The sequence below is a fragment of the Massilia frigida genome (genome assembly GCF_011682175.1).
Taxonomy (GTDB): Bacteria; Pseudomonadota; Gammaproteobacteria; order Burkholderiales; family Burkholderiaceae_D; genus Telluria_A; species Telluria_A frigida.
In genome coordinates this window covers 31,807-58,637 of sequence record NZ_WHJG01000006.1, presented here as the reverse complement: position 1 = coordinate 58,637, position 26,831 = coordinate 31,807, and the positions used below count along the sequence as shown (strand labels likewise).

Sequence of the window (26,831 nt, the reverse complement as noted above, 5' to 3'; positions counted from 1 at the left end):
TAGCAACTTTCTGTCGCCAGCTTAGCAGAAACGGGTAAGTTGCACGTCTTGCCACCGCCGGCGGTGCGCGCCGCCGGTGCTTGACTGGCGGGCGCACTGGTATACAGTTGCTGTTGCGTAGAAAACGCTGTGATCGGCAGCCACCCAACCAGACCTACCCGCACCGTGCAGATCATTCCGAAAGTTTTACTTGTCAACGATGATGCAGCCAGCCTGCTGGCGCTCGAAAGCCTGCTGACCGGGGCCGCGCGCGAACAGCATTACGAACTGCTCACCGCCAGCTCCGGCCATGACGCGCTGCGCATGGTGCTGACCCACGACTTCGCGGTGATCCTGCTCGACGCCAACATGCCCGGCATGGATGGCTTCGAGACGGCCGAGGCCATCCATTCGCATCCGCGTTCGGGCGCGGTGCCGATCATTTTCATCACCGCCCACTACGACGACGAGCGCCACCGCCTGCAAGCCTACGGCAAGGGCGCGGCCGACTATCTGTTTACGCCAGTCATTCCGCAGGTGCTTCAAACCAAGGTGGCGGTGTTCGTCGACCTGACCCGCAAGAACCTGGAGCTGCAGGCCAAGACGCGCGAACTGTCGCGGCTCAACCAGGACCTGCGCGTGCAGCGCGTGCAAGACCTGGAACGCATCAACCGCGCGCTGGAACAGGAAGTGGCCGAGCGCAAGGTGGCCGAGGAACGCGCGCAGGCGCTGTCGATCCGCGACCCGCTGACCAACCTGGTGAACCGGCGCTCGCTGATCGCCCAGCTCGAACACGCGGTGGCCACGGCCGACCGCCACCAGGGCGAATTCGCGCTGCTGTTCCTCGACCTGGACCGCTTCAAGCAGATCAACGATTCGCTCGGCCATGAAGTGGGCGACGAATTGCTGCGCCAGGTGGCGGCGCGCCTGCTGGCGGCGGTGCGCGTGTCGGACGTAGTGGCGCGCCTGGGCGGCGACGAATTCGTGGTGCTGCTCGAAGGCCGCGGCGGCGCCGCCAACGCGGCCCGGGTGGCGCGCAAGATCGAACAGGCGCACACGCGCCCCTTCGAGATCAACGGCAAGCGCGTCGCCACCTCGACCAGCATCGGCATCGGCCTGTACCCGCAGGACGGCAACAGCGCCGCGCAACTGATGAAAAATGCCGACACCGCCATGTACCACGCCAAGCAGTACCGGCGCGGCAGCATCGAATTTTTCCGCGAAGAGCTCAACGCGCGCGAACGCGAACGCGCCCAATGGGTGGCCGAACTGCACGCGGCGCTCGAACGCAAGGAATTCGAACTGCTGTTCCAGCCGCGCGCCGCCCTGCCCGACGGCCCCGTATGCGCGGTCGAGGCGCTGCTGTACTGGCGCCATCCGCGCCACGGCCTGATTGCGGCGTCCAGCTTCCTGCCCGACGTGGCCGACCGCCTGCTGCTCGAACAGGTGTGCGAATGGATGCTGGGCGCCGCCTGCGCCGAGGCCGCACGCTGGCGCGCGCAGCCGCTGCCGCAAGTGCTCATGGCGGTCGACCTGGCGCTGCTGCAAATCCGTCCCGAACTGGCCGCGCGCGTGCTGGCGCATCTGCGCACCTGCAAGCTGGAGGCGGGCTGGCTGGAACTCGAAATCCCCGAACACCTGCTGCTCGACACGCGCGACAGCGCTGCCGTGCTGCGCAAGCTGAAAGCGGCCGGCGTGCGCCTGACGGTCGACGACTTCGGCAGCGCCGGCGCGGCCCTGTCCATGCTGCGCGAGCTGCCGCTCGACGCCATGAAGATCGACCGCGCTTTCGTGCACGCCATCGGCAGCGGCGGCGGCACCGACATGGCCGCCGCCATCGTCCACCTCGGGCGCGCGCTCGGCCTGCGCGTGCTGGCCCAGGGCGTGCATACCGAAGAACAGCTATCCGTGTTGCATTCGCTCGGCTGCGACGAATTCCAGGGAGAACTACTGAGCCCTCCCCTGCACGCGCCGGCCATGCTGGCGCTGCTGCGCGACCAATGCAAGACCGACCCGACAACGAGCCCGAATCCGCATCGGGCCGCTCTTTCAACTCCCAAAAAACGAGGACAAAGCCGATGAACAACATGACCGACATGGCCGAGGAACTGGACATCAAGCTCCTGCTATCGACCCTGATGGCGCTCAAAAAAGGCGACTTCACGGCGCGCATGCCATCCGACTGGAGCGGCATTTCGGGCAAGATCGCCGACACCCTGAACGAGATCATCGAGACCAAGGAAAAGATGGTGCAGGCGGTCACCGACGTCTCGCGCGTGGTGGGCCGCGAAGGCCGCCTGACCCAGCGCGCCTCGGTCCCGAACGTGGTGGGCGGCTGGGCCACCATCATCAGCTCCGTCAACACCCTGATCGACGACCTGGTGCGCCCGACCACGGAAATGGCGCGCGTCATCGGCGCGGTGGCCAAGGGCGACCTGTCGCAGACCATGGCGCTGGAAGTGGACGGCCATCCGCTCAAGGGCCAGTACCTGCGCGCGGCCACCACCGCCAACACGATGGTCGAGCAGCTGTCCTCGTTTTCATCGGAAGTCACGCGCGTGGCGCGCGAAGTCGGTACCGAGGGCAAGCTGGGCGGCCAGGCCCAGGTGAAAGGCGTGGCCGGCACCTGGAAGGACTTGACCGACTCGGTCAACTCGATGGCGGGCAACCTGACCTCGCAGGTGCGTAACATCGCCGAGGTGACCACGGCGGTGGCGAACGGCGACTTGTCCAAGAAAATCACGGTGGACGTGCGCGGCGAAATTCTGCAGCTGAAGGACACCATCAACGTCATGGTGGACCAATTGCGCTCCTTCGCGTCGGAAGTGACACGGGTGGCGCGCGAAGTGGGTACCGAAGGAAAGCTGGGTGGCCAGGCGTACGTGCCTGGGGTGGGCGGCACCTGGAAGGACTTGACCGATAACGTGAACTTCATGGCGTCCAACCTCACCGGCCAGGTGAGGAACATCGCGGCGGTGACTACCGCCGTGGCGAACGGCGACTTGTCCAAGAAGATCACGGTGGACGTCAAGGGAGAAATTCTCGAACTGAAAAACACGATTAACGTGATGGTGGACCAATTGTCTTCCTTCGCATCGGAAGTGACGCGCGTGGCGCGCGAAGTCGGTACCGAAGGAAAGCTGGGCGGCCAGGCGCAGGTGAAAGGCGTGGCCGGTACCTGGAAGGACTTGACCGACTCGGTCAACTCGATGGCGGGTAACCTCACCGGCCAGGTACGCAACATCGCGGACGTGACGACGGCGGTGGCGAACGGCGACCTGTCCAAGAAAATCACGGTGGACGTCAAGGGCGAGATCCTGGAACTGAAAAACACCATCAACGTGATGGTCGACCAATTGAACTCTTTTGCGTCGGAAGTGACGCGCGTGGCGCGCGAGGTCGGTACCGAAGGCAAGCTCGGTGGCCAGGCCAACGTGCCCGGCGTGGCAGGTACCTGGAAAGACTTGACCGACGGCGTGAACTCGATGGCGGGTAACCTCACGGGCCAGGTGCGCAACATCGCCGACGTGACCACCGCGGTGGCCAACGGCGACCTGTCCAAGAAAATCACGGTGGACGTCAAGGGCGAAATCCTGGAGCTCAAAAACACGATTAACGTGATGGTCGACCAATTGTCTTCCTTCGCGTCGGAAGTGACACGCGTGGCGCGCGAGGTCGGCACCGAGGGTAAGCTGGGCGGCCAGGCTTACGTGCCGGGCGTGGGCGGCACCTGGAAGGACTTGACCGATAACGTGAACTTCATGGCGTCGAACCTGACGGGCCAGGTGCGTAACATCGCGGCGGTGACCACCGCCGTGGCGCGCGGCGACCTGTCCAAGAAGATCACGGTGGACGTCAAGGGCGAGATCCTGGAACTGAAAGACACCATCAACGTGATGGTCGATCAATTGTCCTCGTTCGCCTCGGAAGTGACGCGGGTGGCGCGCGAAGTGGGTACCGAAGGCAAGCTGGGCGGCCAGGCCAATGTGTCCGGCGTGGCCGGTACGTGGAAGGATTTGACCGAAAACGTCAACCAGCTGGCGGCCAACCTGACCAACCAGGTGCGCGCGATTGCCGAGGTGGCGACCGCCGTGACGCGCGGCGACTTGTCGCGTTCGATCCAGGTGGAAGCGCGCGGCGAGGTGTCCTACCTCAAGGACAATATCAACGAGATGATCCGCAACCTGAAAGAGACGACGCAGAAGAATGCGCAGCAGGATTGGCTCAAGACCAACCTGGCGCGCTTTACGCGCCTGCTGCAAGGCCAGCGCGATTTGCAGGCCGTGACGAAACTGATCCTGTCCGAACTGGCGCCGCTGGTATCGGCCCACCACGGCGTGTTCTACATGATGGACTCGCAGGAACTCGACGCGCGCCTGCGCATGATCGCCAGCTACGGCTACCGTTCCAGCCGCAAGCTGGCCACCTCCTTCCTCCCGGGCGAAGGCCTGGTCGGCCAGTGCGCGCTGGAGAAAAGCCGCATCTGGCTGACCGACGTGCCGCGCGATTACATCGTGGTGTCGTCGGGCCTGGGGGCGGCGCCGCCGACCAATATCGTGGTGCTGCCGATCCTGTTCGAGCAGCAGGTCAAGGCGGTGATCGAAATCGCCTCGCTCGACCGCTTCACCGAAACCCACCTCTCCTTCCTCGACCAGTTGATGGAATCGATCGGGGTGGTGCTCAACACGATCGAAGCGAACAGCCGCACCGAGTCGCTGCTGACGCAGTCGCAGTCGCTGGCGCAGGAACTGCAGCAAACCAACCAGGAACTGGCCGAAAAGGCGCGCCTGCTGTCCGAACAAAACATCGAGGTAGAACGCAAGAACCGCGAGGTCGAACAGGCCAAGCTGGCGCTGGAAGAAAAAGCGACCCAGCTGGCGCTGTCGTCGAAGTACAAATCCGAGTTCCTCGCGAATATGTCGCACGAGCTGCGCACCCCGCTCAACTCCCTGCTCATCCTGGCGCAGCAGCTGTCGGATAACCCTGAGGGCAACCTCTCGGGAAAGCAAGTCGAGTTCGCAAAGACGATCCACGGTTCCGGATCGGACTTGCTGACTCTGATTAATGACATTCTCGACCTGTCCAAGATCGAATCCGGAACCGTGACACTCGACGTGTCGGAATACCGCTTCTCGAACTTGCGTAACTACGTTGACCGCACCTTCCGCCACATGGCCGAAGCCAAGCACCTGGGCTTCACGGTGCTGCTGGCCGACGCCCTGCCGACCGCCGTGATGACCGACACCACGCGCTTGCAGCAGGTGCTGAAAAACCTGCTGTCGAACGCCTTCAAGTTCACCAGCCACGGCGAAGTCGCCCTCGAAATTTCGCTGGTGACGAGCGGCTGGACCAGCGACCACCCGAACCTGGTGCATGCCGATGCGGTGCTGGCGTTCTCGGTGCGCGACACCGGCGTCGGTATCGCGGCCGACAAGCTGCAGCTGATCTTCGAAGCGTTCCAGCAGGCCGACGGCTCCACCGCCCGCAAATACGGCGGCACCGGCCTTGGCCTGTCGATTTCGCGCGAACTGGCGCGCCTGCTGGGCGGCGAGATCCGGGTCGAATCGGTGGTCAACGCCGGTTCCACCTTTACCCTGTTCCTGCCTTACAACCGGGCCGGCTTCATCAACTACGACCAGGCACGCCAGCCGCAGCCTGCGCGCCTGGCGCCGCCGCCATCGACCGTGGTGTATGCCAGCACGGTCACGCCGTACGACAGCGGCACCATCCACGCCGATCCGGCCGCGTCGCAAGCGCAGCTGGTCGAATACGCGTCGGTGCTGGACGACCGCGGCCTGATCGCCCCGGGCGACCCGTCGGTCCTGATCATCGAGGACGACGAGCGCTTCGCCAAGGAAGTGATGGAGTTCGCGCGCGAGAAGAACTTCAAGGCGATCGTCACGCACCAGGGCGATTCGGCGCTGTCGCTGGCGCGCGACTACCTGCCGTCGGCCATCATGCTCGACCTCGACCTGCCCGACATCGACGGCTTCACGGTGCTCGACCGCCTGAAACGCGATCCGAGCACGCGTCACATTCCGGTGCATGTGATGTCCACCCTGCGCGAGCGCGAACGGGCGCTGCGCCAGGGTGCCATTTCGTACATCAGCAAGCCGGTCGAACGCGAAGCGCTGCAGGAAGAATTCACGCGCATCCAGAAGTTCCTGCTGGGCGGCAAACGCAGCCTGCTGGTGGTCGATGACGAAAAGATGCAGCGCGACTCGATTGTCGCGCTGATCGGCGACGCCGACCTGCGCATCGTGGCCGTGGAAACCGGCGCGGCCGCGCTGGAAGCGCTGCGCGGCTCGCATTTCGACTGCATGGTGCTGGACCTGACCCTGCCCGACATCAGCGGCTTCGATCTGCTCGACGTGATCGGCAAGGACACTGCCCTGCGCGACCTGCCGATCGTGATCTACACCGCCAAGGAATTGAGCCGCAAGGAAGTGACCAAGCTCAAACGCTATGCCAAGACCATCGTCATCAAGGATGCGCGCTCACCCGAGCGCCTGCTGGACGAAACGGCCCTGTTCCTGCACCGCTCGCACGCCTCGCTGCCGGAACTGCAACGCCGCATGCTGGAAGAAATCCACGCGGCCGATGGCGGCCTGGCCGGACGCAAGGTATTGATCGTCGATGATGACCTGCGCAACATCTTCGCCCTGTCGTCGCTGCTGGAACGCCAGCAGATGCAGGTGTCGTTCGCCGAAAATGGCCGCGACGGCATCGAAGTGCTGGAAAAAGACCCGACCATCGAGATCGTCCTGATGGACATCATGATGCCGGAAATGGACGGCTACGACACCATGCGCGCGATCCGGCGCATACCGAAGTTCAAGTCGCTGCCGATCATCACGCTGACCGCCAAGGCGATGAAGGGCGACCGCGACAAATGCATCGCCGCCGGTGCCTCGGACTACATCACCAAGCCGGTCGACGTGGCCCAGCTGCTGTCGCTGATGCGGGTGTGGCTGCATTGAACGGGCCATCCAGGCAGGCCGGCGCGCTGGCCACCGACGAGCTGGAAATCGACCTGCTGCTGGAGGGCGTTTTCCAGCGCTACGGCTTCGACTTCCGCGCCTACGACCGGCCCGGCCTGAAACGCCGGCTGCTGGCCTTGATGGAAGAGCGCGGGCTGGCCACGGTATCGCTGCTGCAGGACCGCGTGCTGCACGATGCAACGACGGCCGCCGCCCTGCTACGCGCGCTGAGCGTGCGGCCGGCCTTTTTGTTCGACGATCCGGAACAGGCGCGCCAGACGCGCGAGGTGCTGGGCGCCTGCCTGCGCGCGTCGGCGCTGCCGAAAGTGTGGCTGGCCGAGTGCGCGCATGCGGAGGAAGCGTGGTCGCTGGCGATTTTATTGGCCGAGCAGCAGATGCATCACCGCACCGAGATCTTCGCCACCGTCGCCAATGAGGAATTGCTGGCCGAGGCGCTGGAGGCCAGCATCCCGATGGAACGCATGCAGCAGTATCAGGAAAACTACCTGAAAAGCGGCGGCACGGCCAACCTGGCCGACTATTTCGAGGTGCGCGGCAAGCGCGCGGTGCTGCTGCCGGCGCTACGCAGCCGCATCACGTGGGCGCAATACAACCTGGTGACGGATGCCTCATTCAACGAGTTCCAGCTGATTGTATGCCGGCGCGCGCTGGCCGATTTCGGTCCGGTCCTGCGCCAGCGCACCCTGCGCCTGTTCCACGACAGCCTGGCGCTGTTCGGCGTGCTGGGAATCGACCGTGAACTGGCGCCCGGCGACACGCTGGCGGCCAGCTACCGGCCGGTGTTTGCGCACCAGCCGTGGTACAAGCGCGTCGCCTAGCGCGTCGCCTAGCGCGTCGCTTGACATACCCGCAGGGCGGCTTAGTCGATATTCAGGCGCGCTTCGTCGTCGCGCTCGATCAGGCAGTCAATGACTCCATCGATCTGATCCGACATCAGTGCATCGAGACTCATGGTGCCTGTCAATTTCCCTTTGAGCATGGCCTTCACTTGCGGCGCCATCTTGTTCCAGTCGTCCTGGTCGTACGTGACGCTGCCGAAGCGCCCTTCACGGTCGAAGAACAGGTGCGTGTATCTGTTTTCGCTATTCTTTACATGGCCGAAGATGAAGAAATTCGCATCGAGAAAAGCCAGCTCGGCGTCCGTGAAGTATGCGCCGAACTCCCAGCGGTCCCCCCACAGCTTGATAATCATGTCAACCAGGCCGCCAAACAGGATCATGCTCCAGTGGTGCGCAGGGTAGAGCCGCAGCGAGCCTGATTGCTCCGGGTCCTGTACCTCGACGCTGCCCTGTTCGAGATACAGCGCACGCAAGGCGGCGGGCAGCTTGCAAGCCCACTTTTGCTCGCGCGCGTCAAGATCGGCCGGTGTGACCGGCTTGCATTCAAGCGTGAAATGGGCATCGCACAAGGGACTGTCTTGCGCCACGCGCAGTTGGTGGGCTAGCGCGCGGAAGCGCTCCAATGCCGCCTGCCAGGTTTCACCGGCCGCGCCGATGCGCAGCCGTTCGACAGGATGCGAGGCCTTGAAGGCCTGGTAGGCAGGGTCCGCAAGATACGCGACCAGCGCGGCATCGTCGATACGCACGTCGTGGACTTTACGGGCCTTGTACTCCAGGTGGTACACGCTGGCGAAGAAGCCCTCGCGGTAGCGTTGCGGCGCGCTTTGGTATGCGCGCAGATAAATGGAGGCGCGTTGCTGGTATCTGTCGACGAAGGGATCGTCGTGCTCGGCGTCGCTCGCCACCAGCCGGAAGCAGCGCTCGATCAGTTCGACGGCGTCGTCGACATCGCCGCGCCCAGCCGCGAGCAGGGCGAGACTGGTCAAGGCGGTGCGCACATTGGCGAGAGTGATGAGTTCTTCATCGTCAAGGTCATCCTGGTCGACGGGAAAACGCTCCAGGACGGCTTCGCAGGTCGCAGTCATGTCGCCGGGCAGGTCGAGCTTGTCGAGGCTCGCGAGTCGAAGCTGGAAATAGGCGCTCCAGGTGGCATCTTCGTCGTCAAGCGCATCATCGTCGGACAGTTCTTCGAGAATGGGCAGTGCCGCATCGGCAAACGCAAGGCAGGCGGCATACTCTTTCTTGCGCAACTGGACGCCCGCTTTGCGCAATAGAGCGGTCATGTTCGTCATCGTATTTTTCATCTTCTGTTATCTCGATTCGTCGTGCTATTTGGAGGAAACGGGCGCAGGTATCACAAACCGCGCAGGGTTCCGGTGAATCTGGCGCAGTCGCATTCGTGCAATACTGCGCTTCCCCGCTCATGAAACCTGATTGGTGCCTGGCAGCTTTCGCAGACCAGCGTATTGGTCCCGGTCCGATGATATTCTTCGAGTGCGCGCATGAACAGATTCACGTCGTCCTGATTGACCTTCCTTGTCATAGTCCTGATTCACTTTTTTTGTCATCGTTTACCTGACGCGTTCTACTTCAGGTCGACATATAGAGATAGCGCGGTTTACAACTTCAACGGCCGCCCACATACCAACGGCGCGGCACGAACAATGTATGTCCCGACGCTTGAGTAAAGGTAATCCCTTCATTGCTCTCGGTAACAATGCTTCGCTGGAGATAGCGCGAAATATCTTCATCAAAGTTATATAGAGACAGGTCGCTGGAGTGCCCGTACGGCGAGTTTTTCAAGCTGATGAGTATTTGATATCGCGGCTGCATGCTGAAAAAAACGACCTCGGTTCCTGTTTCCAGTATCGAAACGGTATATCCGCTTTTCAGCGCCGGCAAACTAGCGACGGGTTGCGTCTGGCTGACCGAAAACCAGAAAGCAATCGCGCCGACAAGCAGGCCGGCGAGCAGGGAGAACAGGGACAGCAGGAATGGACGTTTCATCATGTCGTGGCGAGAGCGGGCTATTTATCAAAGGCCGCGGCGCAATACCGCCCGGGGACGCCCTGGCAGTAAGTGATCTAACGCGCCGCCGACGGCCGTTCGGCGATGCGGTCGCGCCACGCCTGCAGGTTGGCCATGCCTTCGGCGCCCGGCTTGAACTTCATCAGCCCGCGCGCGAATTCAAGCGCGCACCAGGCTGTGATGTCGGCCACCGTGAAGCGCTCGCCGGCCACGAACGGGCGCTTGGCCAGTTCGCCGTCGAGCCAGCGCGCATGCTCGCGCATCTTCTCGCCCTGCGAGGCGCCGAACTCGGGGAACTGCGGCTGCTCCAGCATGGCCAGCCCCGGGTGCGTATGGCGCACGCAGTTGGCGATACCCAGTAGCAGATGGAGCTCCACCCGGCGGTCGGCCATCTCGATAAAGGCGCGCTCCTCGAAGCCCTCGCCCATCAGGTTCGGCTCGGGATGCAGGCCTTCCAGATAGGTGCAGATGGCGCGCGTTTCGGTCAGCACGCGGCCGTCGTCGAGTTCCAGCGCGGGCACGCGCGCCAATGGATTCTTGGCGACGAAGCGCTCGCTCTTGTGTTCATTGGTGGCCAGGTCGATCATCACCGGTTCGATTCCGGTAATGCCTTTTTCGGCGATGAACATGGTCACGCGGCGCGGATTGGGTGCGAAATTGCTGATGTAGAGTTTCATGACATCCTTGCAGGGGGTTAGTTGTTGCGCGACTGGCCGGTTTCGAGCATGGTGCGCGCGGCGGCCGAGAATCTGGCCGCTTCCTCCTCGCTCGCGCTGGTCAGGTCGCGCGGCGATGGCGGCATCTGCAAGCCCTTTTCCACCGCGGGACGGACGCGGATGGCGTCGATCCAGCGTTTCAGGTGCGGCAGTTCCTCGATCGATACGCCCGACCACTTGTGCGTGCGCACCCAGGCCCAGTTGGCGATATCGGCAATCGAGTAGTCGCCGGCCAAAAATTCATGATCGCGCAGACGTCCGTCGAGCACGCGGAACAGGCGCCGGCTCTCGCCCTGGTAGCGGTCGATCGCGGGCTGGATCTTTTCGGGGAAGTAGCGGTAAAACACGTTCGCTTGCCCCATCATCGGACCGATGCCGCCCATCTGGAACATCAGCCACTGCATCACCTGCGAGCGGCCCTTGGCGTCAAGCGGCATCAGCTGGCCCGTCTTTTCCGCCAGGTAGACCAGGATGGCGCCCGACTCGAACACCGCGAAGTTATCTTCGGCGCGGTCGACAATCGCCGGAATGCGCCCGTTCGGATTGATCGCGAGGAACCAGTCTTCCTTTTGCTGGTTCTGGTGCAGGTCGAGCGCGTGCAGGGTGTACGGCAAGGCCAGTTCTTCGAGCGCGATGGAGACTTTGTGGCCGTTCGGCGTGGGCGCCGAATAGAGGTCGATCATGGCATTCCTTTTCGGGTAGATGACGAAAGAGCAAGGCGCATCATAGCGTCAATTTGGCGTGCCCGCACGCGCTGTGCCACAATCGCCGGATGACCCGCCACCGCCCCCTTCCCGCCCTGCTGCGCGCCCAGCTTTATCAACATCTCGCGGCGATGGAAAAGGCCGGCCTGCCGCCCGACCGGGCGTATGCGCTGCTCGATCTCGGCGCGGCGGGACGCGAACGCGTGGCCGCATTTCGCAAGCTGGCGGCACGCCGCAACGATCCCGCCAGCGCCGGCCTGGCCAGCGGCCTGTTCACCGTGTTCGAGGCGCGCCTGGTGCGCGCCGCGCTGGCCGCCGGCAGCCCGCTGGCGACGTTTCAAAGGCTGGCCGATTTTCACGCCACCAGGGCGCAGCAACTGGCCACGCTGCGCTCGCGCATGGTGCTGCCGGTCGCGATCCTGGCCATCGCCCTGTTCGTACAGCCGCTGCCGGCGCTGGTGAGCGGTACGCTGACGGCGGGCGGCTACCTGTGGCGGGCGCTGGCGCCGCTGCTGGTGCTGGGCGGCGCGGCGCTGCTGGCGGCGCGTGCCTTGGCCTGGTTCGGCTCCGGCAGCGAGTCGCCCGCGCGCACCGGCATCGAAGGCGCCCTGCTGGCGCTGCCGGTGTTCGGCCCGATGCACCTGCGCCGCAATATGCGCGATTTTGTCGACAGCCTCGCCCTGCTGCTGGAGGCCGGCCTGCCGCTGTTCGATGCCCTGCCCGAGGCCCTGGCCACGGTCGACAACCGCATCGTGCGCGCCGACCTGGCGGCCATGGAGCCGGCGCTCGCATCGGGGGCCACGCTGGCGCAGGCCATCGCCGCACTGCGCCTGGCCGACACCGGCCAGCTGCACGCGCTGGTGCTGACGGGCGAACAAAGCGGCACCCTGCCCGCCATGCTGCGCCGGCACGCCGCCAGCGAGACCGAGTCGATCAACCGCTTCCAGCTCGATCTGATGGCCTGGCTGCCGCGCCTGTTCTACGCACTGGTGGCACTGTGGATGGCGGTGCAGATCCTTGGCAGTTCGCTGAGCGCGGCAGTACCATCCTGAACCGCGCCCTGAGCCGTTCCGTGCCACAATCGAGCCCATGAAACCAATCCGAACTTACCTGCCGCTGCTGGTCCTCGTCGCCGGCTGCGCCAGCACGCCCACGCCAGCGCCGGCGCCCACGCCGGCCGACGCCACCTTCCCCTGGTACCAGGAAGCGGCACGCACGCAGCAGGTGCTGCGCATCGATAGCGCCAGGTCGCTCATTACCGTCACCGTGCGGCGCGGGGGCACGTTCTCGCGCCTGGGGCACGACCACGTGGTCGCCAGCCGCAGCATCGAAGGCTTCGTCGCGCCCGACGCCGGCCGCGCCGACTTCCGCTTCCGGCTGGACCAGATGACGGTCGACGAAACCGCCTTGCGCAGCAAGGCGGGCCTGGACACCCAGCCCGACGCCGACGCCATCGCCGCCACGCGCACCAATATGCTCACGCGCGTGCTGGAGGCGGAGCGCTTTCCGCTGGTGACCCTGCATGCCGAACGCGCCGCCGGCAAGGGCGACACGCTGCAACTGACGGTCGAGCTGCATGGCGTGTCGCGCACGGTGGAGGTGCCGACCACCATCGAGCGCAGCAAGGATGGCGTGAGCGCGAGCGGCACGCTGACGCTGCGCCAGAGCGATTTCGGCATCACGCCGATGTCGGTGATGGGCGGCGCCCTGACGGTGCAGGATCCCATGGAGCTGGCATTTCGCATCGTGGCGGCAGCGCCGCCGCCGTGACGGTCAAAAATTCATGACCACCGGATTGGCCGGGTCGGCGCTCCATTCGTACCAGCCGCCGTCGAAGACGCTGATGCGCTCCCAGCCCATCAGCCACGCATAAAAGAAGGCCAGCGAGGCGCGCCAGCCGGTGCCGCAGTAAAAGGCGTTGTGGCGGCCGGGATGGATGCCGCCCAGGCGCCACCGGGCGGCGATGGCGTCGCCATCGAGCATGCGCCCGTCCGCGTGCTGGAAATGGCTCATGCTGTTCACGTCGCCCTCGCGCCCGGCCCTGCCCCACAGCGCGCCGGGAATCTCGCCACGCGCCGCGATGTAGCTGTAGCCCGAGGTGGCGCCCGTGAATTCGCGCCAGGTGCGGATGCTGACCAGGGCCGCATCGCTGCGCGCCAGCAACTGCCGGGCCTGGGCCATGCCGGTCACATAGTCGGGGCGGCCGGGAAACGGGGCGCCGAAGCTGTGCGCGGCCACCGGTACGCGGCCCGGGCCGGCGACGGCCGGCAGGCCGGCCGCGCACCAGCCGGCGAAGCCGCCGTCGAGCATGCGCACGTCCAGCACGCCCGCGTACAGCATCAAATGTGCCGCGCGCGCCGCCGCCAGCGGATTGCGTCCGTAGACGATGACGGTGCTGTCGTGGCCGATGCCGTGGGCCAGCAGCAGGTGCAGCAGGGCGGCATCGCCGACTTTATTGAACAGGGGCGGCGCTTCCAGCAAGCGGGTGTCGAGCCAGGCGGCGCCGTCGATATGGGCCGCCTCGAAAGCGGCAGCCCCGGCGCAGCCCACTTCCAGCAGGCGCACGGCGCCGTTGCGCGCGAGCGGCGCCAGCTCGCCCGGCGCGAGCAGCTGGCGCGCGCGCACCAGGTCCTTGCGGGCGGCGCCAGGGGGCAGGCAGGTGGGCGGACGGGCATTCACGACGGACTTTTAGAGGGAACAGACCGGCTATTTTAAAGGGTCGGCCGGAATGCGTGCCGGAAACGTCCGTTCGCAGGCGCATCGAGCACGGCAATTCGTACTTTATTACTCATACATGATCTGCTATAACAGACATGCATCAGGGTCCAGAATGCCATGGCGGGAGCCACACAGTCCCGCCCAATTTTTCAAGGTGCACTTCGATGAACCCTCTTCTTGCCAATCGCGACGAGCGCGGCATCACCTTGCTGGTGCTCGGCTTTGCCGGCCTGCTGTTCGTCGGCATCATCGCCAATCTCGTGTTCGAGCTGGTGCAGGCGCGCAACCATGTCGTCACCCAGAAGACCACCAGTGCCCGCATGCTGGTCAAGGTGCTGGAGGAGCAGGCGGTCGACAGCGTGTTCGCGGTCGACCTGGCGATGCAGACCACCATCAAGGCGGTGCAGATGGTGCCGCGCGGACCGGCCGACCGCGAACGCCTGGTCAATGAACTGCTCGACAGCAGCATCGACAACCTGCCCTTCATCCGCGCCATCTGGCTGCTCGATGCCGATGGCAAGATGATTCACGACAGCCAGAAATTGCCGGGATCCTACAACCTGTCGGACCGCGCGTATTTCCGCATCCATCGCGACCATCCCGAGCATGGCATGCACATCGAAGGGCCGGTCATCAGCAAGCTGGGCGTACCCTTTATCAGTTTCAGCCGCCGCATCAACCGCCCCGACGGCAGTTTCGGCGGGGTCATCGTGGCCGCGCTCGAACCGACCTACCTGCGCCGCTTTTACGACTCGGTCAAGGTCGGCAGGGATGGCATGGTGGCCCTGGTGCGCACCGACGGCGTGCTGATGCTGCGCATGCCGGTCGCCAACATGGCCGAAGGAAAGCGCCTGACCTTCTTCCCCGATTTCAGGGCCTCGCCATCCCCGCCCGAGGCCGGCAGCTACACGGCCGACAGCAGCATCGACCACATCCGCCGCCGGTATTTCTACCAGCGCGTCAGCGGCCGGCCGCTGGTGGTCGTGGTCGGTCTGGGCGAGGAGGAATTGCTGGCCGACTGGTACAGCATGGCGCGCGCCTACATCGCGGTCTCGCTGGCATTCCTGGCGGCCCTGGCCGGCCTGAGCTACATGGCGCTGCGCGAACTGCACAAGCGTTACGGGCTGAACCAGGCGCTGCACAACAGCGACGATGCGCTCAAGGCGGCGCAGCAACTGGCGCTGATCGGCAGCTGGCGGCTCGACCTGGTCAGCCGCAGCGGACAGTGGTCGCAGCAGATGTATCGCCTGCTCGGCCTGCCGGCGGCGGACCAGCCACCGCCGCTCAACGTTTTTCTGCAGCAAATCCACCCGGGCGACCGCCATCTGGTCGAGTCGGCCGTGCGGCATGGCATGAACTGGACGGGCGAGCTGCGCAGCAATCCCGCGCTCGGCCCGCAGCGCTATTTTCATTCGCGCAGCACGGGCGTGCACGATGCGGCCGGCAATGTGACGGCACTGATGGGCACGCTGCAAGACATCACGGAGCGGCGCCAGTCCGACGAAAAGCTGGAGCTGGCCGCGCGCGTGTTCGCCTGCACGCGCGACGGCATCGTGGTCACCGACGCCGCCAGCACCATCGTGGCGGTGAACGCGGCGTTCGAGCGCATCACCCAGTACAGCGAGGCGGACGTGCTGGGACGCAATATCCGCATGCTGCGCTCGAACGTGCACGATAGCGATTTCTACCGGCAGCTATGGGACACGATCGCACGCGACGGCCATTGGCGCGGAGAAATCTGGACCCGGCGCAAGAATGGCGAGGTGTTTCCCGAGTGGCTGACGGTGAGCGCGGTGTCCAGTCCGGAGCACGGCACAGCCGGTTATGTGGGCGTGTTCACCGACCTGAGCGACATTACCGAAGCCAACGAGCAACTGCAATTCATGGTCAACCATGATCCACTGACGCGCTTGCCGAACCGCTCGCTGCTGAACGACCGGCTGGGACAGGCGATCGAGGCGGCGCACCAGGGGCAGCGCATGATTGCCGTGCTGCTGCTCAATATCGACCGCTTGCAGCGCGTCAACGACAGCATCGGGCATGACGCTGGCGACCAGCTGCTGCGCGAAATGGCCCAGCGCCTGCTGCTGCGCCTGCACCCGGGCGACACCCTGGCACGCATCGGCAGCGACGAGTTCGTGCTGGTGCTCTCGCACGTGGACGACAACGATGATATCAACGCCGTCGCCCAGCACATGCTCGACACGGTGGCCGCGCCCTGCCAGTTGCTGGGGCACGAGGTGGTGGTCACCGCCAGCGTGGGGATCGCGCTGTTTCCGCTCGATGGCGTCACCGCAAACGACCTGATCAGGAATGCGGACACGGCGCTGTCGCACGTGAAGAACAGCGGGCGCAACAGCTTCCGCTATTTCACGTCAGAAATGAACACACGCGCCTTGCACTGGATGGCGCTGGAGCACCGTTTGCGCAGCGCCTTGGGACGCGCCGAATTTTCGCTGTTTTACCAGCCCCAGGTGCGGCTGGCAGACCAGCGGGTGTGCGGCACGGAAGCGCTGATCCGCTGGCGCAGCGCCGAGCTGGGCATGATTTCGCCGGCCGAATTCATTCCGCTGGCGGAAGATTCGGGCCTGATCGTCGAGATCGGCGAATGGGTGATCCGCACCGCCTGCGCACAGAACAAGGCATGGCAGGATGCCGGCCTGCGCGCGCTGCCGGTAGCGGTGAACGTGTCGGCACACCAGATCACGGCCGGCACCTTGCCCGCGATCGTGACAAGCGCCCTGCTTGACAGCGGCATGCAGGCGCGCTTCCTGGCCATCGAACTGACCGAAAGCGTGCTGATGCAGGAAGCGGAGCTGGCGATGGCGCAGATTGCCGAGTTGCGCGGGATGGGCGTGGCGGTGGCGCTGGACGATTTCGGCACCGGCTATTCGTCGCTCAGCTACCTGAGCCGCTTTGCGCTGGACAAGCTGAAAATCGACCAGAGTTTCGTACGCAATATTACCGCGGATGCCAAGAGCGCGGCGATCGCCAAGGCCACGATTGCGCTTGCGCATGGCCTTGGGATCACGGTGGTGGCGGAGGGAGTGGAAACCCGCGAACAGCGCGATTATCTGGACGGCGCGGGCTGCGATGAAGTGCAGGGATATTTCTTCAGCCGCCCGGTCGCGGCCGAGGAGTTTGTCGCCCTGCTGGAGGCCGATGGTGGGAAATCGGATTAGTCCTGCCTGGCGATGTAGCTTCTGACAGCGGCATCGGCGTCGCTGAAGGAGGTTTCCTCGATGCTGCGCTGGAGCAGGATGGCGGCGCTGATCTCGCCGGCGCCAATCTTGGCCAGCACGCGCGGGTGGAGGTCGTCATGGCCCGACCCGGCGCCCGGAACCGAACTGAGCATGCGTTCCAGGCGTTTCAGCCTCCTGAACTGTTCATCCTGCTTCAGATACATCATGTACAGAGCGCACATGCACATGAGGAACATCGTTAAAGCCAGGTCTTGTGATTCCATGCTGATTCTCCGGTGTGAGTGGGATGACAAGTAAATTGCCGTAATCACAGTAAATCAAGGGTCGCGCAAGTGCCAGCCCAACGGCCGCTTTCGGTGACGACCGTCAACAGCGCCAGCGACCGCGCGGCGCCGGCCAATCTCGCGCCCGGATCCCAACACCGGTGTGTAAGATAGGGCGATCGCCCTGTGGAGGGAACGCATGATCCGGGGAAACCGATGGAAGGAGCGACTTTGCGAACGATGCCGGAAACACGTGCCTGGGTGCGCATGCCATCGGGCCGCCGTCTCGACCTGCTCAACCCCACGCCCTTCGACTGGGACGACGCCGACCTGGCGATCGGGCTGGCCCGCACCTACCGCTGGGGCGGGCATTCGGTGTGGCCGCTGCCGCTGTCGGTCGCCCAGCATTCAATTGCGGTTATGCAGTTGAGAAAGAACGCGGCGGGCGGGATGCTCGATCCGCTCAGCGAACTGCGCGAACTGCTGCACGATGCCGAGGAAGGCTTGCTCGGATTCGACGCCATTTCCGTGATCAAGCCCTTTCTCGGCGATGCTTTCCGCAGCCTGACCCTGCGCCTGGAACAGGTTATTTTCCTGCGCTACGGCTTGCCGGGCTGGACCACCAGGGAGCATGCCTCGCACAAGCGCGCCGACCGCCTCGCGGCCGCCAGCGAAGCGGTGCACGTTGCCGGATGGACCAGGGACGAGGTGAAAAACACCCTGAAAATTTCCGCCAAGCCCCAGATCGACGATCCCCTGTTTCCCATTTACGGCGGCACCCCCTGGGAGCCGTGGACACCCGAACTGGCCTGCACCCGCTTTCTCGATGAGCTGAACCGGCTCAAGGCCAGTGTCTGAGCCAGCCGCCCCCCTTCCTCGCCCAAGTCACGGATTTCACAGGCTTTTTAAGGATATCCACAAGAATTGTGGATAACATTGTGGATAAGCCCCGCCAAACGTCGCTTAGCGCCCGGTTTTAAGCGGGTTTCAATAAAATGCCCGTTCAGCAGGCAGCCATTAAGTTGAATGAAATCATGAACTTAAAACGCCCCCCAGCACACTGGCAAACTGTCCATTCGGTAAATTCCTACACGCAGGCAAAACAGGGGATAACTCGCGTGGCCTTTGACAAAGCGCGCCAGCTGTCTTAGTGTGGAGCCATGCCCTCTTCCGCCACCCCCGCCCACGGCAACCTTCTCATCGTCGACGACGACCCGTCCGACCTGTCCATGTCGCCCGCGCAGGAAAGTATCCCTTGGCGCATCCTGATCGTCGATGACGATGTCGATGTGCACGTGGTGACCAAGTTTGCACTCAGCAATGCCCAATTCCAGGGACGACGCCTGAGCTTCCTGCATGCCTACAGCGGCAAGGAAGCCCTCGCTACCCTGCGTGCCACACCCGATATCGCGCTGGTGTTGCTCGACGTTATTATGGAGACGGACGATGCCGGCCTGCGCGTGGCGCGCCAGATCCGCGCCGACCTGCACAATGAGCTGGTGCGCATCGTCCTGCGTACCGGGCAACCGGGCCAGGCGCTGGAACACAGCATCATTTGTGATTACGACATCAATGATTTTTGGTGCAAGGCCGACCTGACCACGCGCAAGCTGTTTACCACCGTGATCGCCTCGCTGCGCGCCTATGCCGGCCTGCAGGCGGCCGCGGCCGACCGCGCCGCGATGTCTGCCGAACTCGACAAGGCGCGCCAGGTGCAGGCGCTACTCGGCCAGCAAGCGCTGGTGCTCAAGCTCGACGCCAAAGGCCGCATCATCGAGGCCAGCGAGCGCCTGTGCCAACTGGCCGGCGCCCGCCCCGAGGCGCTCATCGGACACGCATTGCACGCCTTGCATGCCGGCGCGTTCCCCGCGCCGCTGGTGCTCGACATCACACAGGGGCTGGCGCGCGATGGCGCCTGGTCGGGCGACATCCAGACCCGGGCGGCCGACGGCAGCGCCCTGCACCTGCGCTGCGCCCTGCTGGCCCTGAGCGAGCCGGGCGGTGCGCCTTACGAGTACGTGGCGGTGGCAACGCTGCACGACCCCACGCCAGGCCCCTGACGGCGGCTGCCCGAACGACGCTGCCCGCTACTTCCACGCATTGCGGGCGCGCTCGCGCACCAGCATGCGCACGCTGTCGGGCATGGGTTTGCGGCTCTGCCGGGTGTCGGCCGTCATCCATACCGTTTCCTCGAAGTACTTGAGCATGGCCGGGCTGATGAAACGCGTGCGCGCCGCGTACACATGGCGGTCGCCCATCTGGGCTTGCTGCTTGATGAAAAAGCGGTTCGGCACCACCAGGTGCAGGTGCTCTTTGGCGCGCGTCATGGCCACGTACAGCAGGCGGCGCTCCTCCTCGATATCGGCGGCGTTGCCGGTACTCATATCGGACGGAATGCAGCCGTCCACCACGTTCAGCACATGCACCGACTTCCACTCCTGCCCCTTGGAGGAATGAATGGTCGAGAGAATCAGATAATCCTCGTCCAGATGGGGCGGCCCGGCGCGGTCGCTGCTCGCTTCGGGCGGGTCGAGCGTGATTTCGGCCAGGAAGGTTTCGCGCGAGCCGTGGCCACCCGCCAGGCGTGCCAGCTGTTCCACGTCGGCCACGCGCACCTGGGCGTCGTCATGCATGCGTTCGAGGTGCGGCAGGTACCAGGTCTTGACCAGCTCGATATCGGCCGGCCAGCGCAGCCCCGGCGCGCGCAGGGCGCGGAACAGGGCGACGAACTGTTGCCAGTCGCCACCGCTCCTGGCCGGCGCGGCAAATTGCTCGATCGCAAGCAGCGGCTCGGCCGCCTCGCCGACCGCGTCCAGCAGGCGGGTGGCGGTGGCGGCGCCGATCCCCGGCACCAGTTGCACCACGCGAAAACCGGATACCCTGCCGCTCGGGTTCTGGGCAAAGCGCAGCACCGCCAGCACATCCTTGATGTGGGAAGCTTCGAGGAACTTGAGGCCGCCAAACTTAACGAAAGGAATGTTGCGGCGCATGAGTTCCAGCTCCAGCGCGGCGCTGTGGCTGGCCGCGCGGAACAGCACCGCCTGCGCCTTGAGCGCCATGCCCGTCTCGCGGTGCTCCAGGATGCGCTTGCAGACCCAGCGCGCCTGCTCGGCCTCGTCGGGAATGAGCACCAGTTGCGGCAGGACGGTCGAGACCTTGTCGGTCCACAAGGTCTTGGCGTGGCGTTCGAGGGCGGCGCCGATCACGGCATTGGATGCGTCCAGGATCGGCTGGGTCGAGCGGTAGTTGCGGTCCAGGGTGACGATGCAGGCTTCCCGGGCGAACTGCCTGGGAAAGTCGAGAATATTGCGCACCGTGGCGCCACGGAACGAGTAGATCGACTGGGCATCGTCGCCCACCACCATCACGCCCTCGCCGCCCGGCTTCATGCCCATCAGGATCGCGGCCTGCAAGCGGTTGGTGTCCTGGTATTCGTCGACCAGGACATGGTCGAACAGGCCGCCAAGGTGCGCGCCGAGGTCGGGATCGGCCGCCATCTCGGCCCAAAACAACAAAAGATCGTCGTAATCGAGCACGTTCTGCTCTTGCTTGGCGTCGACGTAGGCGCCAAACAGGGTCTTGAGCTGGGCTTCCCATTCGCTGCACCACGGAAAGGTACTCTGCAGTACCAGCGCCAGCGTGTCGCGGCTGTTGACCACCCGCGAATAGATGGCAAGGCAAGTTCCCTTGAGGGGGAAGCGTTTCTCGGTCCGGCTCAGGCCGACCTCGTGGCGCACCATGCCCATCAGGTCTTCGGAGTCGCCCCGGTCGTGGATGGTGAACGATTCCTCCAGGCCGATGCGGCCGGCGTAATCGCGCAGCAGGCGCGCGCCGATGCTGTGGAAGGTGCCGGCCCAGGGCAGGCTGGCTGGTGGCTGGCCGCCGCGCGCGCCCATGATCCGGTGCAGCACGTTAGCGGCGCGTTGCGTCATTTCATTGGCGGCGCGGCGCGAAAACGTCAGCAGCAGGATGCGCTGGGGATCGGCGCCGCTCATGATCAGGCGCGCCACGCGGTGCGCCAGGGTATTGGTTTTGCCGGACCCGGCGCCGGCAATCACCAGCAAGGGCCGTGCGCTGCCGGCGGCCACGCCGATGTCATGCTCGACAGCGGCACGCTGGGCGGGATTGAGGCTGGCGAAGGGATCGTCGGCGCAAGCGGCAAGGGGAACAGCGGTCATGGCGGGCATTCAGACTGGGATTGACATGACTGTACATTTATACAGTATTATTACGCAAGTAAAAACCTTCCCGCCGTTCCGCCACGGCGCCGGTGGCGCATGCGCGCCAGCCGCGAAAGCGACGCTCAACATCACCCTATGCACGCTAAGTAGCCGTTTCTAAAGCGCTTTTTGGGATATCCACAATCGCTGTGGATAACTTTGTGGATAATCCCCTCTTGACAGTCCGCAAGCGTGTAACGATGCGGGTTTCAACAAAATGCTCATTCGTGAGGCAGAAATTATACCTATATAAATCAAGCACTTGCAAAGTCAATGGGGAAAGCGGTAAAAAATATTAAGAAATTTCCTACAAGATTTTTTTGTGCATAACCGCCTGTTTTGCACACGGCTCAAGGCGGGTGGTTTGATAACATTCTGATATGCATGCGGCGCACGCCGTGCCGCTCCGGCGCCACCACCCTGCGCCACTCAATGAGCGAGCATCTCGCGCCGGCGCTGCGGTTCCAGCAAGACCCGTTCGATCACGTCGGGATGGATTTCCTGCGCCTTGAGGTATTCGATGGCGCACATCGTGTTGCTGCTTTCCTGGACCGAGATGGCATGGTTGACGATGTCGCGCTGGCGCACGTCCTGGCGTCGATAAGGTGGCTCAACCACGGCGAGACCGCCGCTGTCGGGGCGTTGCTGTCGATTCATGTTGTGATTTCCTTACAGGGCATTCAGAAACGTCGGAAAGGGAACCCAATACTGCCTAGGGAGTATCCATCAATAAAGATCAAAGTCAATGTCAAGGTTCCATCGAAACGGCAAAAAATATGCTTGAGGCATAGTGTCACGGGCGCCATTTTTACAGCTGGCAACATAGCGCCGGTCCCTGACGCCGCGGCCTAGAATGCCGCCACACGCCTGTGCGCATGCCTGCCACGACGACCGAGGACATCATGACCATTCCCCCTGAAAAGATCACAAGCGAACCGAGGCTTAACCCGGGTGACGAAGCCAAACCGGGCACGCCCGGTGCGGCCGAGGATCTGTGCGACGCGTGCGGCGGCAAGGGCACGCTGGACAACGGCGGCGCCTGCACGGAATGCGGCGGCACGGGGCGCGTGATGCGCGGCATCGGCGGCGGCTGAGTCCGCATGGACAGGCGGGCGGACCGGCGCGATAATGCGGCATGACCGACCCGTCCCTCCCCGCCCGTCCGCGTCCGCAATCGCTGGCCGACCTGTTCATGTCGTTTACCTTGCTGGCGCTGCAAGGCTTCGGCGGGGTACTGGCGGTCGTGCAACGCGAGATCGTTGAACGCAAGCAATGGCTGACGCAGGAGGAATTCCTGGAGGACTGGGCCGTGGCCCAGATCCTGCCGGGGCCGAACGTGGTGAATCTGTCGATGATGATCGGCGGGCGCTATTTCGGCCTGGCCGGCGCGCTCTCGGCGCTGGCCGGCATGCTGGCCGTGCCGCTGGTGCTGGTGCTGCTGCTGGCCCTGCTCCATGCGCGCTTTATCGATCATCCGGGCGTGGCCGGTGCGTTGCGCGGCATGGCGGCGGTGTCGGCCGGCATGATCGGCGCCACCGGCCTGAAGCTGTCGCTGGCACTGTCCAGGAACCCGATGCCGCAGCTGTGGTGCTGGGCCCTGTGCGTGGCCGGCTTCGTGCTGGTGGCGCTGGTGCGGGTGCCGCTGGCCTACGTCTTGTTCGGGGTAGGCGGGCTTGGCTGTTACCTCACCTACCGCCGGCTGCGGCCATGAGCGCGCCGCAGATCGTCCTGAGCTGGAGCGACTGGCTCAGCCTGTTCGGACACTACCTGATGCTATCGCTGATGTCGGTTGGCGGGGCAATCTCGACCACCTCGGAAATGCATCGCTACCTGGTCGAACAGCATCATTGGCTGACCCAGGCGCAATTCAATAACGCCATCGCGCTGGCCCAGGCCGCGCCGGGGCCGAACGTGCTGTTCGTCGCGCTGATGGGCTGGCAAGTCGGCATGAACGCCGGCAGCACCGGCGCCGCCTTCCTGGGCGTGGCGGTGACCATGTTCGGCATCCTGATTCCCTCGACGGTGCTGACCTATTTCGCCGCCCAGTGGGGCCATCGCAACCGCGATTTGCGGGCCGTGCGCGCCTTCAAGCAAGGCATGGCGCCGGTCGTCATCGCCCTGCTGCTATCGACCAGCTGGATTCTGGGCAGCGCCAGCGGCCGCTTCGCCAGCGACTGGCCGCCGTGGCTGCTGACGGTGGCGAGCGCCATGCTGATCTGGCGCACCAAGCTCCATTTGCTGTGGATACTGGCCGGCGGCGCCCTGCTCGGCTGGCTGCAACTGGTCTAGCCCGACTATGCCGGACGAGCGTCAAACACCGCCTGCAAGCTCGGCGCGTTAAGGCTGCGCTCGAACCACTGCTCAAGCTCGGCCTGAGTGGCCTGATCGATGCGCTGCGTTACCGGCGCAGGCAATTCGCCGAACCGGCTGCGCAGCAGACTGCCCAGTACCCCGCGAAGTGCAATGACTTGCCCTTCCGCCTTGCCTTCCGCCTTGCCTTTCGCTTCGCCTTTCGCGATGCCTTCGGCGCTTCCCTTTTGAAAGCCGATCTCCTCGAATTCTTCGGCCCAGGTTTCAAATTTACGTCCCATGTCAGCGACCTCCTTGACACTGTTACATGTGAATGGCCCCGATTTGCCGGGTCTGCGCGCCAGCAGGTGGTTCACCCATACCTCGACCGAACGCCGCAGGCTGGCTTGGGGTGCTTCGTGGAACCAGGCCGTCAACGCAGGAGCGACCTTCCTTAGGACATCGGGCGCGCTCGAAAGTTCCAGCCGAAACAGCAGCGCCAGCAAGGTCGCGTTTGTTTCCAGCGCGGTGGGGTCCAGGCGCTGCTGGTCGATCAGCACATAGCGCTGGGCTGGCTGCAGCGCCGCGAGCTCGGCGGGCGCTTGCATGAGGAGGCCGGCCAGGTCCATGCTGGCGCTCCAGTGCGGCGAGCCGTTGTAGAACACCAGCGGCAGCACCGGCGGCAACAGCAAGCCAGGGGACAATGCGTGGCCCTTGACCAGGTCCTGGTACAGCAAACCGATGTAGGTCTGCATGCGCAGCGCCATCCACCGGTCCACGCCTGACTGGCATTCCAGGAGGATGTACACGTAAAGAAACTCGTCGCCCAGCCGCACGCGCCAGACGATGTCGTCCTCGCGGGCCGACAAGCGCTCGCTCACATACGCCGGATTGACCCGCTCGAAGGAAGACAGCGCGGCCTCGTCGAGCAGCTTGAAGGGAGTGAAATCCGTGATCAGTTCGCGCACCAGTTCCGGGTGGGCGAACAGCGAACGGTATCCGAGGTCGTGAAGGGCGGGCATGGGGCATTGTAGCGAGCATCGATGCCCTTCCTTTGCGCTGCCTCAGACGTGTGCGGCGGCGCTTCAGCGACTTCCGTGCACCTGTTTCTGCGATGAACCACCCTTCCTGCCGCAATGCCGGCGTCCCGGCCATGATGGATTTTCCCCGCTGGCCAGGCGCGGCAGCGTCCACGCCGCCTCAGTGGCATCGACCCAGACCTGCAACGCAGCCACGCCGGTGACGGCGTCCATCTCTACACAGGAAGTAGTTGGGCGAGTGGTCCCCGACAAGGCATACTTGCGCATCACTCACCACTTGGACGGACCGATGCTCGAACTTTTATCAGAACACGCCTGTTTCGGCGGCGTACAACGCTTTTATCGCCATGATTCGACGGCGACCGGCCTGCCGATGCGCTTTTCCGCCTTCATCCCGGCCGTACCCGCTGGCCAGACGCTGCCGGCGCTGTTTTACCTGGCGGGCCTGACCTGCACCGAAGAGACGTTTCCGACCAAGGCCGGCGCCCAAGGCGCAGCGGCGCGCGAGGGCCTGATCCTGATCGCGCCGGACACGAGTCCGCGCGGCGCCAACATTGCCGGCGAAACCGATGCCTGGGATTTCGGCGCCGGCGCGGGCTTTTATCTGGACGCAACCGAGGAGCCGTGGAGCAAGCACTACCGTATGTTCAGCTATCTGCTCGAACTGCACGCGCTGGTGCTGGCCGAACTGCCCGTCAACGCCGCCAAGGTCGGCATTTTCGGGCACTCGATGGGCGGACACGGCGCCCTGGTCACGGCCCTGAAACGCCCGGACCTGTTCCGTTCGGTATCAGCCTTTGCGCCAATCGCCGCGCCGACCCGGTGCCCATGGGGCGAAAAAGCCTTCAGCGGCTACCTCGGCGGCGACCGGGAAGCCTGGAAGCAGTACGATGCGAGCGAATTGATGCTGACCATGCAAGCGCCCTTCCCCGGCGGCATCCTGATCGACCAGGGCCTGGCCGACAAGTTCCTGGAACCGCAGTTGTATCCGGAAGCCTTTGAAGCGGCCTGCGCCAAGGCCCGCCAGCCGCTCGAACTGCGGCGCCACGCCGGCTACGACCATGGCTATTACTTCATTTCCACCTTCATCGACGATCATCTGCGCTTTCACCGGGCGCAGTTGGGCTAAGGCCCGTCACGGCAGCCATCGCGCGCGCAGACCGGCCGGTGTGCGCGCCCGGCCGCGCGGTCATGTCATGATCAGATCGTTCCCGCCGCCGGGCTGCTGCGTCCGGTGTTGATGCGCGACCAGGCACGCACGCGTACGGACAGGCAAACCAGCAACACGCCGCTGATCAGCGCATATACCCCGATGATGGTGGCCAGCATGACGGCCCCGGCGCCGAGCGGAAACAGCAGGGCGATCAGGCCGAACAGGATCGACGCCACGCCGCTGAGCAGCAACAGCCATTCGCCGCGAATGAATTTGCGTACACGGATGGCGATGACGATATCGAGCACGCCGCTGACGAGGGCGTTGGCCCCCATCAGGAGGACCAGCGTCAGCAGGGTGAGCGCCGGATTGAAGGTGGCGAGCACGCCGACAGCCAGGCTGACCAGGCCGAACAGCATCAGTATCCACCAGTGCCGATCTTCCCTGCGGTTCTTGACGGCCCCGAAAATCCAGACCGCGCCACCGAGCAGCGCAAACGCGGCGAACAGGGCCGCAAGGGTAAGCAGCGTGACGGCGGGCCACGCAATGGCCAGCACGCCGAACACGATGGCGATGGCACCGCGCGCGGCAAGCAACCACCAGTTCCGCAGAAGCGTATCGTTCATGGCATCTTTCCTCCCTGCTGGATAAGACAGCGTCCGCCCGGTTTTGATCGGC

Annotated in this window: 22 protein-coding genes; 12 read left to right on the top strand and 10 right to left on the bottom strand. The window is 64.4% G+C overall.

From position 1 onward, the window contains the following. The first annotated feature begins 129 nt into the window (after positions 1 to 129). From F2P44_RS08125 to F2P44_RS08115, 3 genes are read left to right on the top strand one after another with little or no spacing between them, the layout of a single operon-like run. Positions 130 to 2,061, top strand: a complete 1,932-nt coding sequence (locus F2P44_RS08125) for a putative bifunctional diguanylate cyclase/phosphodiesterase (RefSeq protein WP_370662651.1) — start codon at positions 130 to 132, stop codon at positions 2,059 to 2,061. Further along, positions 2,058 to 6,959, top strand: coding sequence for a hybrid sensor histidine kinase/response regulator (locus F2P44_RS08120; RefSeq protein WP_167086206.1), 4,902 nt, complete (start codon positions 2,058 to 2,060; stop codon positions 6,957 to 6,959). The genes F2P44_RS08125 and F2P44_RS08120 overlap by 4 nt, the downstream gene beginning before the upstream one ends. Beyond that, a complete protein-coding gene (locus F2P44_RS08115) occupies positions 6,947 to 7,798 on the top strand; it encodes a CheR family methyltransferase (protein ID WP_370662650.1) in 852 nt (283 codons plus the stop codon). Before F2P44_RS08120 ends, F2P44_RS08115 begins: the two co-directional genes overlap by 13 nt. Positions 7,799 to 7,839: 41 nt before the next feature. On the opposite strand, the gene F2P44_RS08110 is transcribed toward F2P44_RS08115, so the two are convergent. From F2P44_RS08110 to F2P44_RS08095, 4 genes are all read right to left on the bottom strand, one after another. Continuing rightward, a complete protein-coding gene (locus tag F2P44_RS08110) occupies positions 7,840 to 9,111 on the bottom strand; it encodes an SMI1/KNR4 family protein (RefSeq protein ID WP_167086204.1) in 1,272 nt (423 codons plus the stop codon). A gap of 334 nt (positions 9,112 to 9,445) precedes the next feature. After that, positions 9,446 to 9,829 carry a hypothetical protein gene (locus tag F2P44_RS08105; RefSeq protein ID WP_167086203.1) on the bottom strand — a complete coding sequence of 128 codons (384 nt, stop codon included), beginning with the start codon at positions 9,827 to 9,829 and terminating at the stop codon, positions 9,446 to 9,448. A gap of 74 nt (positions 9,830 to 9,903) precedes the next feature. Next, a complete protein-coding gene (locus F2P44_RS08100) occupies positions 9,904 to 10,524 on the bottom strand; it encodes a glutathione S-transferase family protein (protein WP_167086202.1) in 621 nt (206 codons plus the stop codon). Positions 10,525 to 10,541: 17 nt separating this feature from the next. After that, entirely contained in the window at positions 10,542 to 11,246 is a 705-nt protein-coding gene (locus F2P44_RS08095; protein WP_167086201.1) for a glutathione S-transferase family protein, read from the bottom strand. Between the two features lie 89 nt (positions 11,247 to 11,335). Between F2P44_RS08095 and F2P44_RS08090 the strand changes: the two genes are divergently transcribed. Next, positions 11,336 to 12,319, top strand: coding sequence for a type II secretion system F family protein (locus F2P44_RS08090; RefSeq protein WP_167086200.1), 984 nt, complete (start codon positions 11,336 to 11,338; stop codon positions 12,317 to 12,319). Between the two features lie 37 nt (positions 12,320 to 12,356). Beyond that, positions 12,357 to 13,037: a YceI family protein gene (locus tag F2P44_RS08085; protein WP_167086199.1), complete on the top strand. Its 681-nt coding sequence runs from the start codon at positions 12,357 to 12,359 to the stop codon at positions 13,035 to 13,037. Between the two features lie 3 nt (positions 13,038 to 13,040). Here F2P44_RS08085 and F2P44_RS08080 read toward each other — a convergent pair whose 3' ends face one another. Then, positions 13,041 to 13,946: a rhodanese-like domain-containing protein gene (locus tag F2P44_RS08080; protein WP_370662649.1), complete on the bottom strand. Its 906-nt coding sequence runs from the start codon at positions 13,944 to 13,946 to the stop codon at positions 13,041 to 13,043. A gap of 203 nt (positions 13,947 to 14,149) precedes the next feature. On the opposite strand from F2P44_RS08080, the gene F2P44_RS08075 reads away from it, so the two are divergent. Continuing rightward, a complete protein-coding gene (locus F2P44_RS08075; RefSeq protein WP_167086198.1) occupies positions 14,150 to 17,167 on the top strand; it encodes a bifunctional diguanylate cyclase/phosphodiesterase in 3,018 nt (1,005 codons plus the stop codon). On the opposite strand, the gene F2P44_RS08070 is transcribed toward F2P44_RS08075, so the two are convergent. After that, on the bottom strand, positions 17,164 to 17,451 hold the full coding sequence (locus F2P44_RS08070) for a hypothetical protein (protein WP_167086197.1): 288 nt from the start codon (positions 17,449 to 17,451) through the stop codon (positions 17,164 to 17,166). The two genes, F2P44_RS08075 and F2P44_RS08070, sit on opposite strands and share 4 nt — an antisense overlap. A gap of 240 nt (positions 17,452 to 17,691) precedes the next feature. Between F2P44_RS08070 and F2P44_RS08065 the strand changes: the two genes are divergently transcribed. Then, positions 17,692 to 18,309 (top strand): phosphohydrolase, encoded by a 618-nt coding sequence (locus F2P44_RS08065; protein ID WP_229423450.1) that lies wholly within the window; start codon positions 17,692 to 17,694, stop codon positions 18,307 to 18,309. A gap of 302 nt (positions 18,310 to 18,611) precedes the next feature. After that, positions 18,612 to 19,511, top strand: coding sequence for a PAS domain-containing protein (locus F2P44_RS08060; RefSeq protein WP_229423449.1), 900 nt, complete (start codon positions 18,612 to 18,614; stop codon positions 19,509 to 19,511). Between the two features lie 27 nt (positions 19,512 to 19,538). Here F2P44_RS08060 and F2P44_RS08055 read toward each other — a convergent pair whose 3' ends face one another. Both F2P44_RS08055 and F2P44_RS08050 read right to left on the bottom strand, forming a co-directional pair. Then, a complete protein-coding gene (locus tag F2P44_RS08055; RefSeq protein WP_167086196.1) occupies positions 19,539 to 21,629 on the bottom strand; it encodes an ATP-dependent helicase in 2,091 nt (696 codons plus the stop codon). 471 nt (positions 21,630 to 22,100) lie between these two features. Next, positions 22,101 to 22,328, bottom strand: a complete 228-nt coding sequence (locus F2P44_RS08050; RefSeq protein WP_187363269.1) for a hypothetical protein — start codon at positions 22,326 to 22,328, stop codon at positions 22,101 to 22,103. A gap of 245 nt (positions 22,329 to 22,573) precedes the next feature. On the opposite strand from F2P44_RS08050, the gene F2P44_RS08045 reads away from it, so the two are divergent. Genes F2P44_RS08045 through F2P44_RS08035 form a run of 3 tightly spaced genes read left to right on the top strand, consistent with a single transcriptional unit; the run spans position 22,574 to position 23,960 of the window. Then, positions 22,574 to 22,765 carry a hypothetical protein gene (locus F2P44_RS08045; RefSeq protein WP_167086195.1) on the top strand — a complete coding sequence of 64 codons (192 nt, stop codon included), beginning with the start codon at positions 22,574 to 22,576 and terminating at the stop codon, positions 22,763 to 22,765. 41 nt (positions 22,766 to 22,806) lie between these two features. Then, a complete protein-coding gene (locus F2P44_RS08040) occupies positions 22,807 to 23,382 on the top strand; it encodes a chromate transporter (protein ID WP_167086194.1) in 576 nt (191 codons plus the stop codon). Beyond that, positions 23,379 to 23,960, top strand: a complete 582-nt coding sequence (locus tag F2P44_RS08035) for a chromate transporter (RefSeq protein ID WP_167086193.1) — start codon at positions 23,379 to 23,381, stop codon at positions 23,958 to 23,960. Before F2P44_RS08040 ends, F2P44_RS08035 begins: the two co-directional genes overlap by 4 nt. A 5-nt stretch (positions 23,961 to 23,965) precedes the next feature. On the opposite strand, the gene F2P44_RS08030 is transcribed toward F2P44_RS08035, so the two are convergent. Further along, entirely contained in the window at positions 23,966 to 24,982 is a 1,017-nt protein-coding gene (locus F2P44_RS08030; RefSeq protein ID WP_167086192.1) for an Rpn family recombination-promoting nuclease/putative transposase, read from the bottom strand. A gap of 307 nt (positions 24,983 to 25,289) precedes the next feature. Between F2P44_RS08030 and fghA the strand changes: the two genes are divergently transcribed. Next, complete coding sequence (gene fghA / locus F2P44_RS08025; RefSeq protein ID WP_167086191.1) at positions 25,290 to 26,129, top strand: S-formylglutathione hydrolase; 840 nt, start codon at positions 25,290 to 25,292, stop codon at positions 26,127 to 26,129. Positions 26,130 to 26,200: 71 nt separating this feature from the next. Here fghA and F2P44_RS08020 read toward each other — a convergent pair whose 3' ends face one another. Next, positions 26,201 to 26,779: an HdeD family acid-resistance protein gene (locus tag F2P44_RS08020; RefSeq protein ID WP_167086190.1), complete on the bottom strand. Its 579-nt coding sequence runs from the start codon at positions 26,777 to 26,779 to the stop codon at positions 26,201 to 26,203. Positions 26,780 to 26,831: the final 52 nt, after the last annotated feature.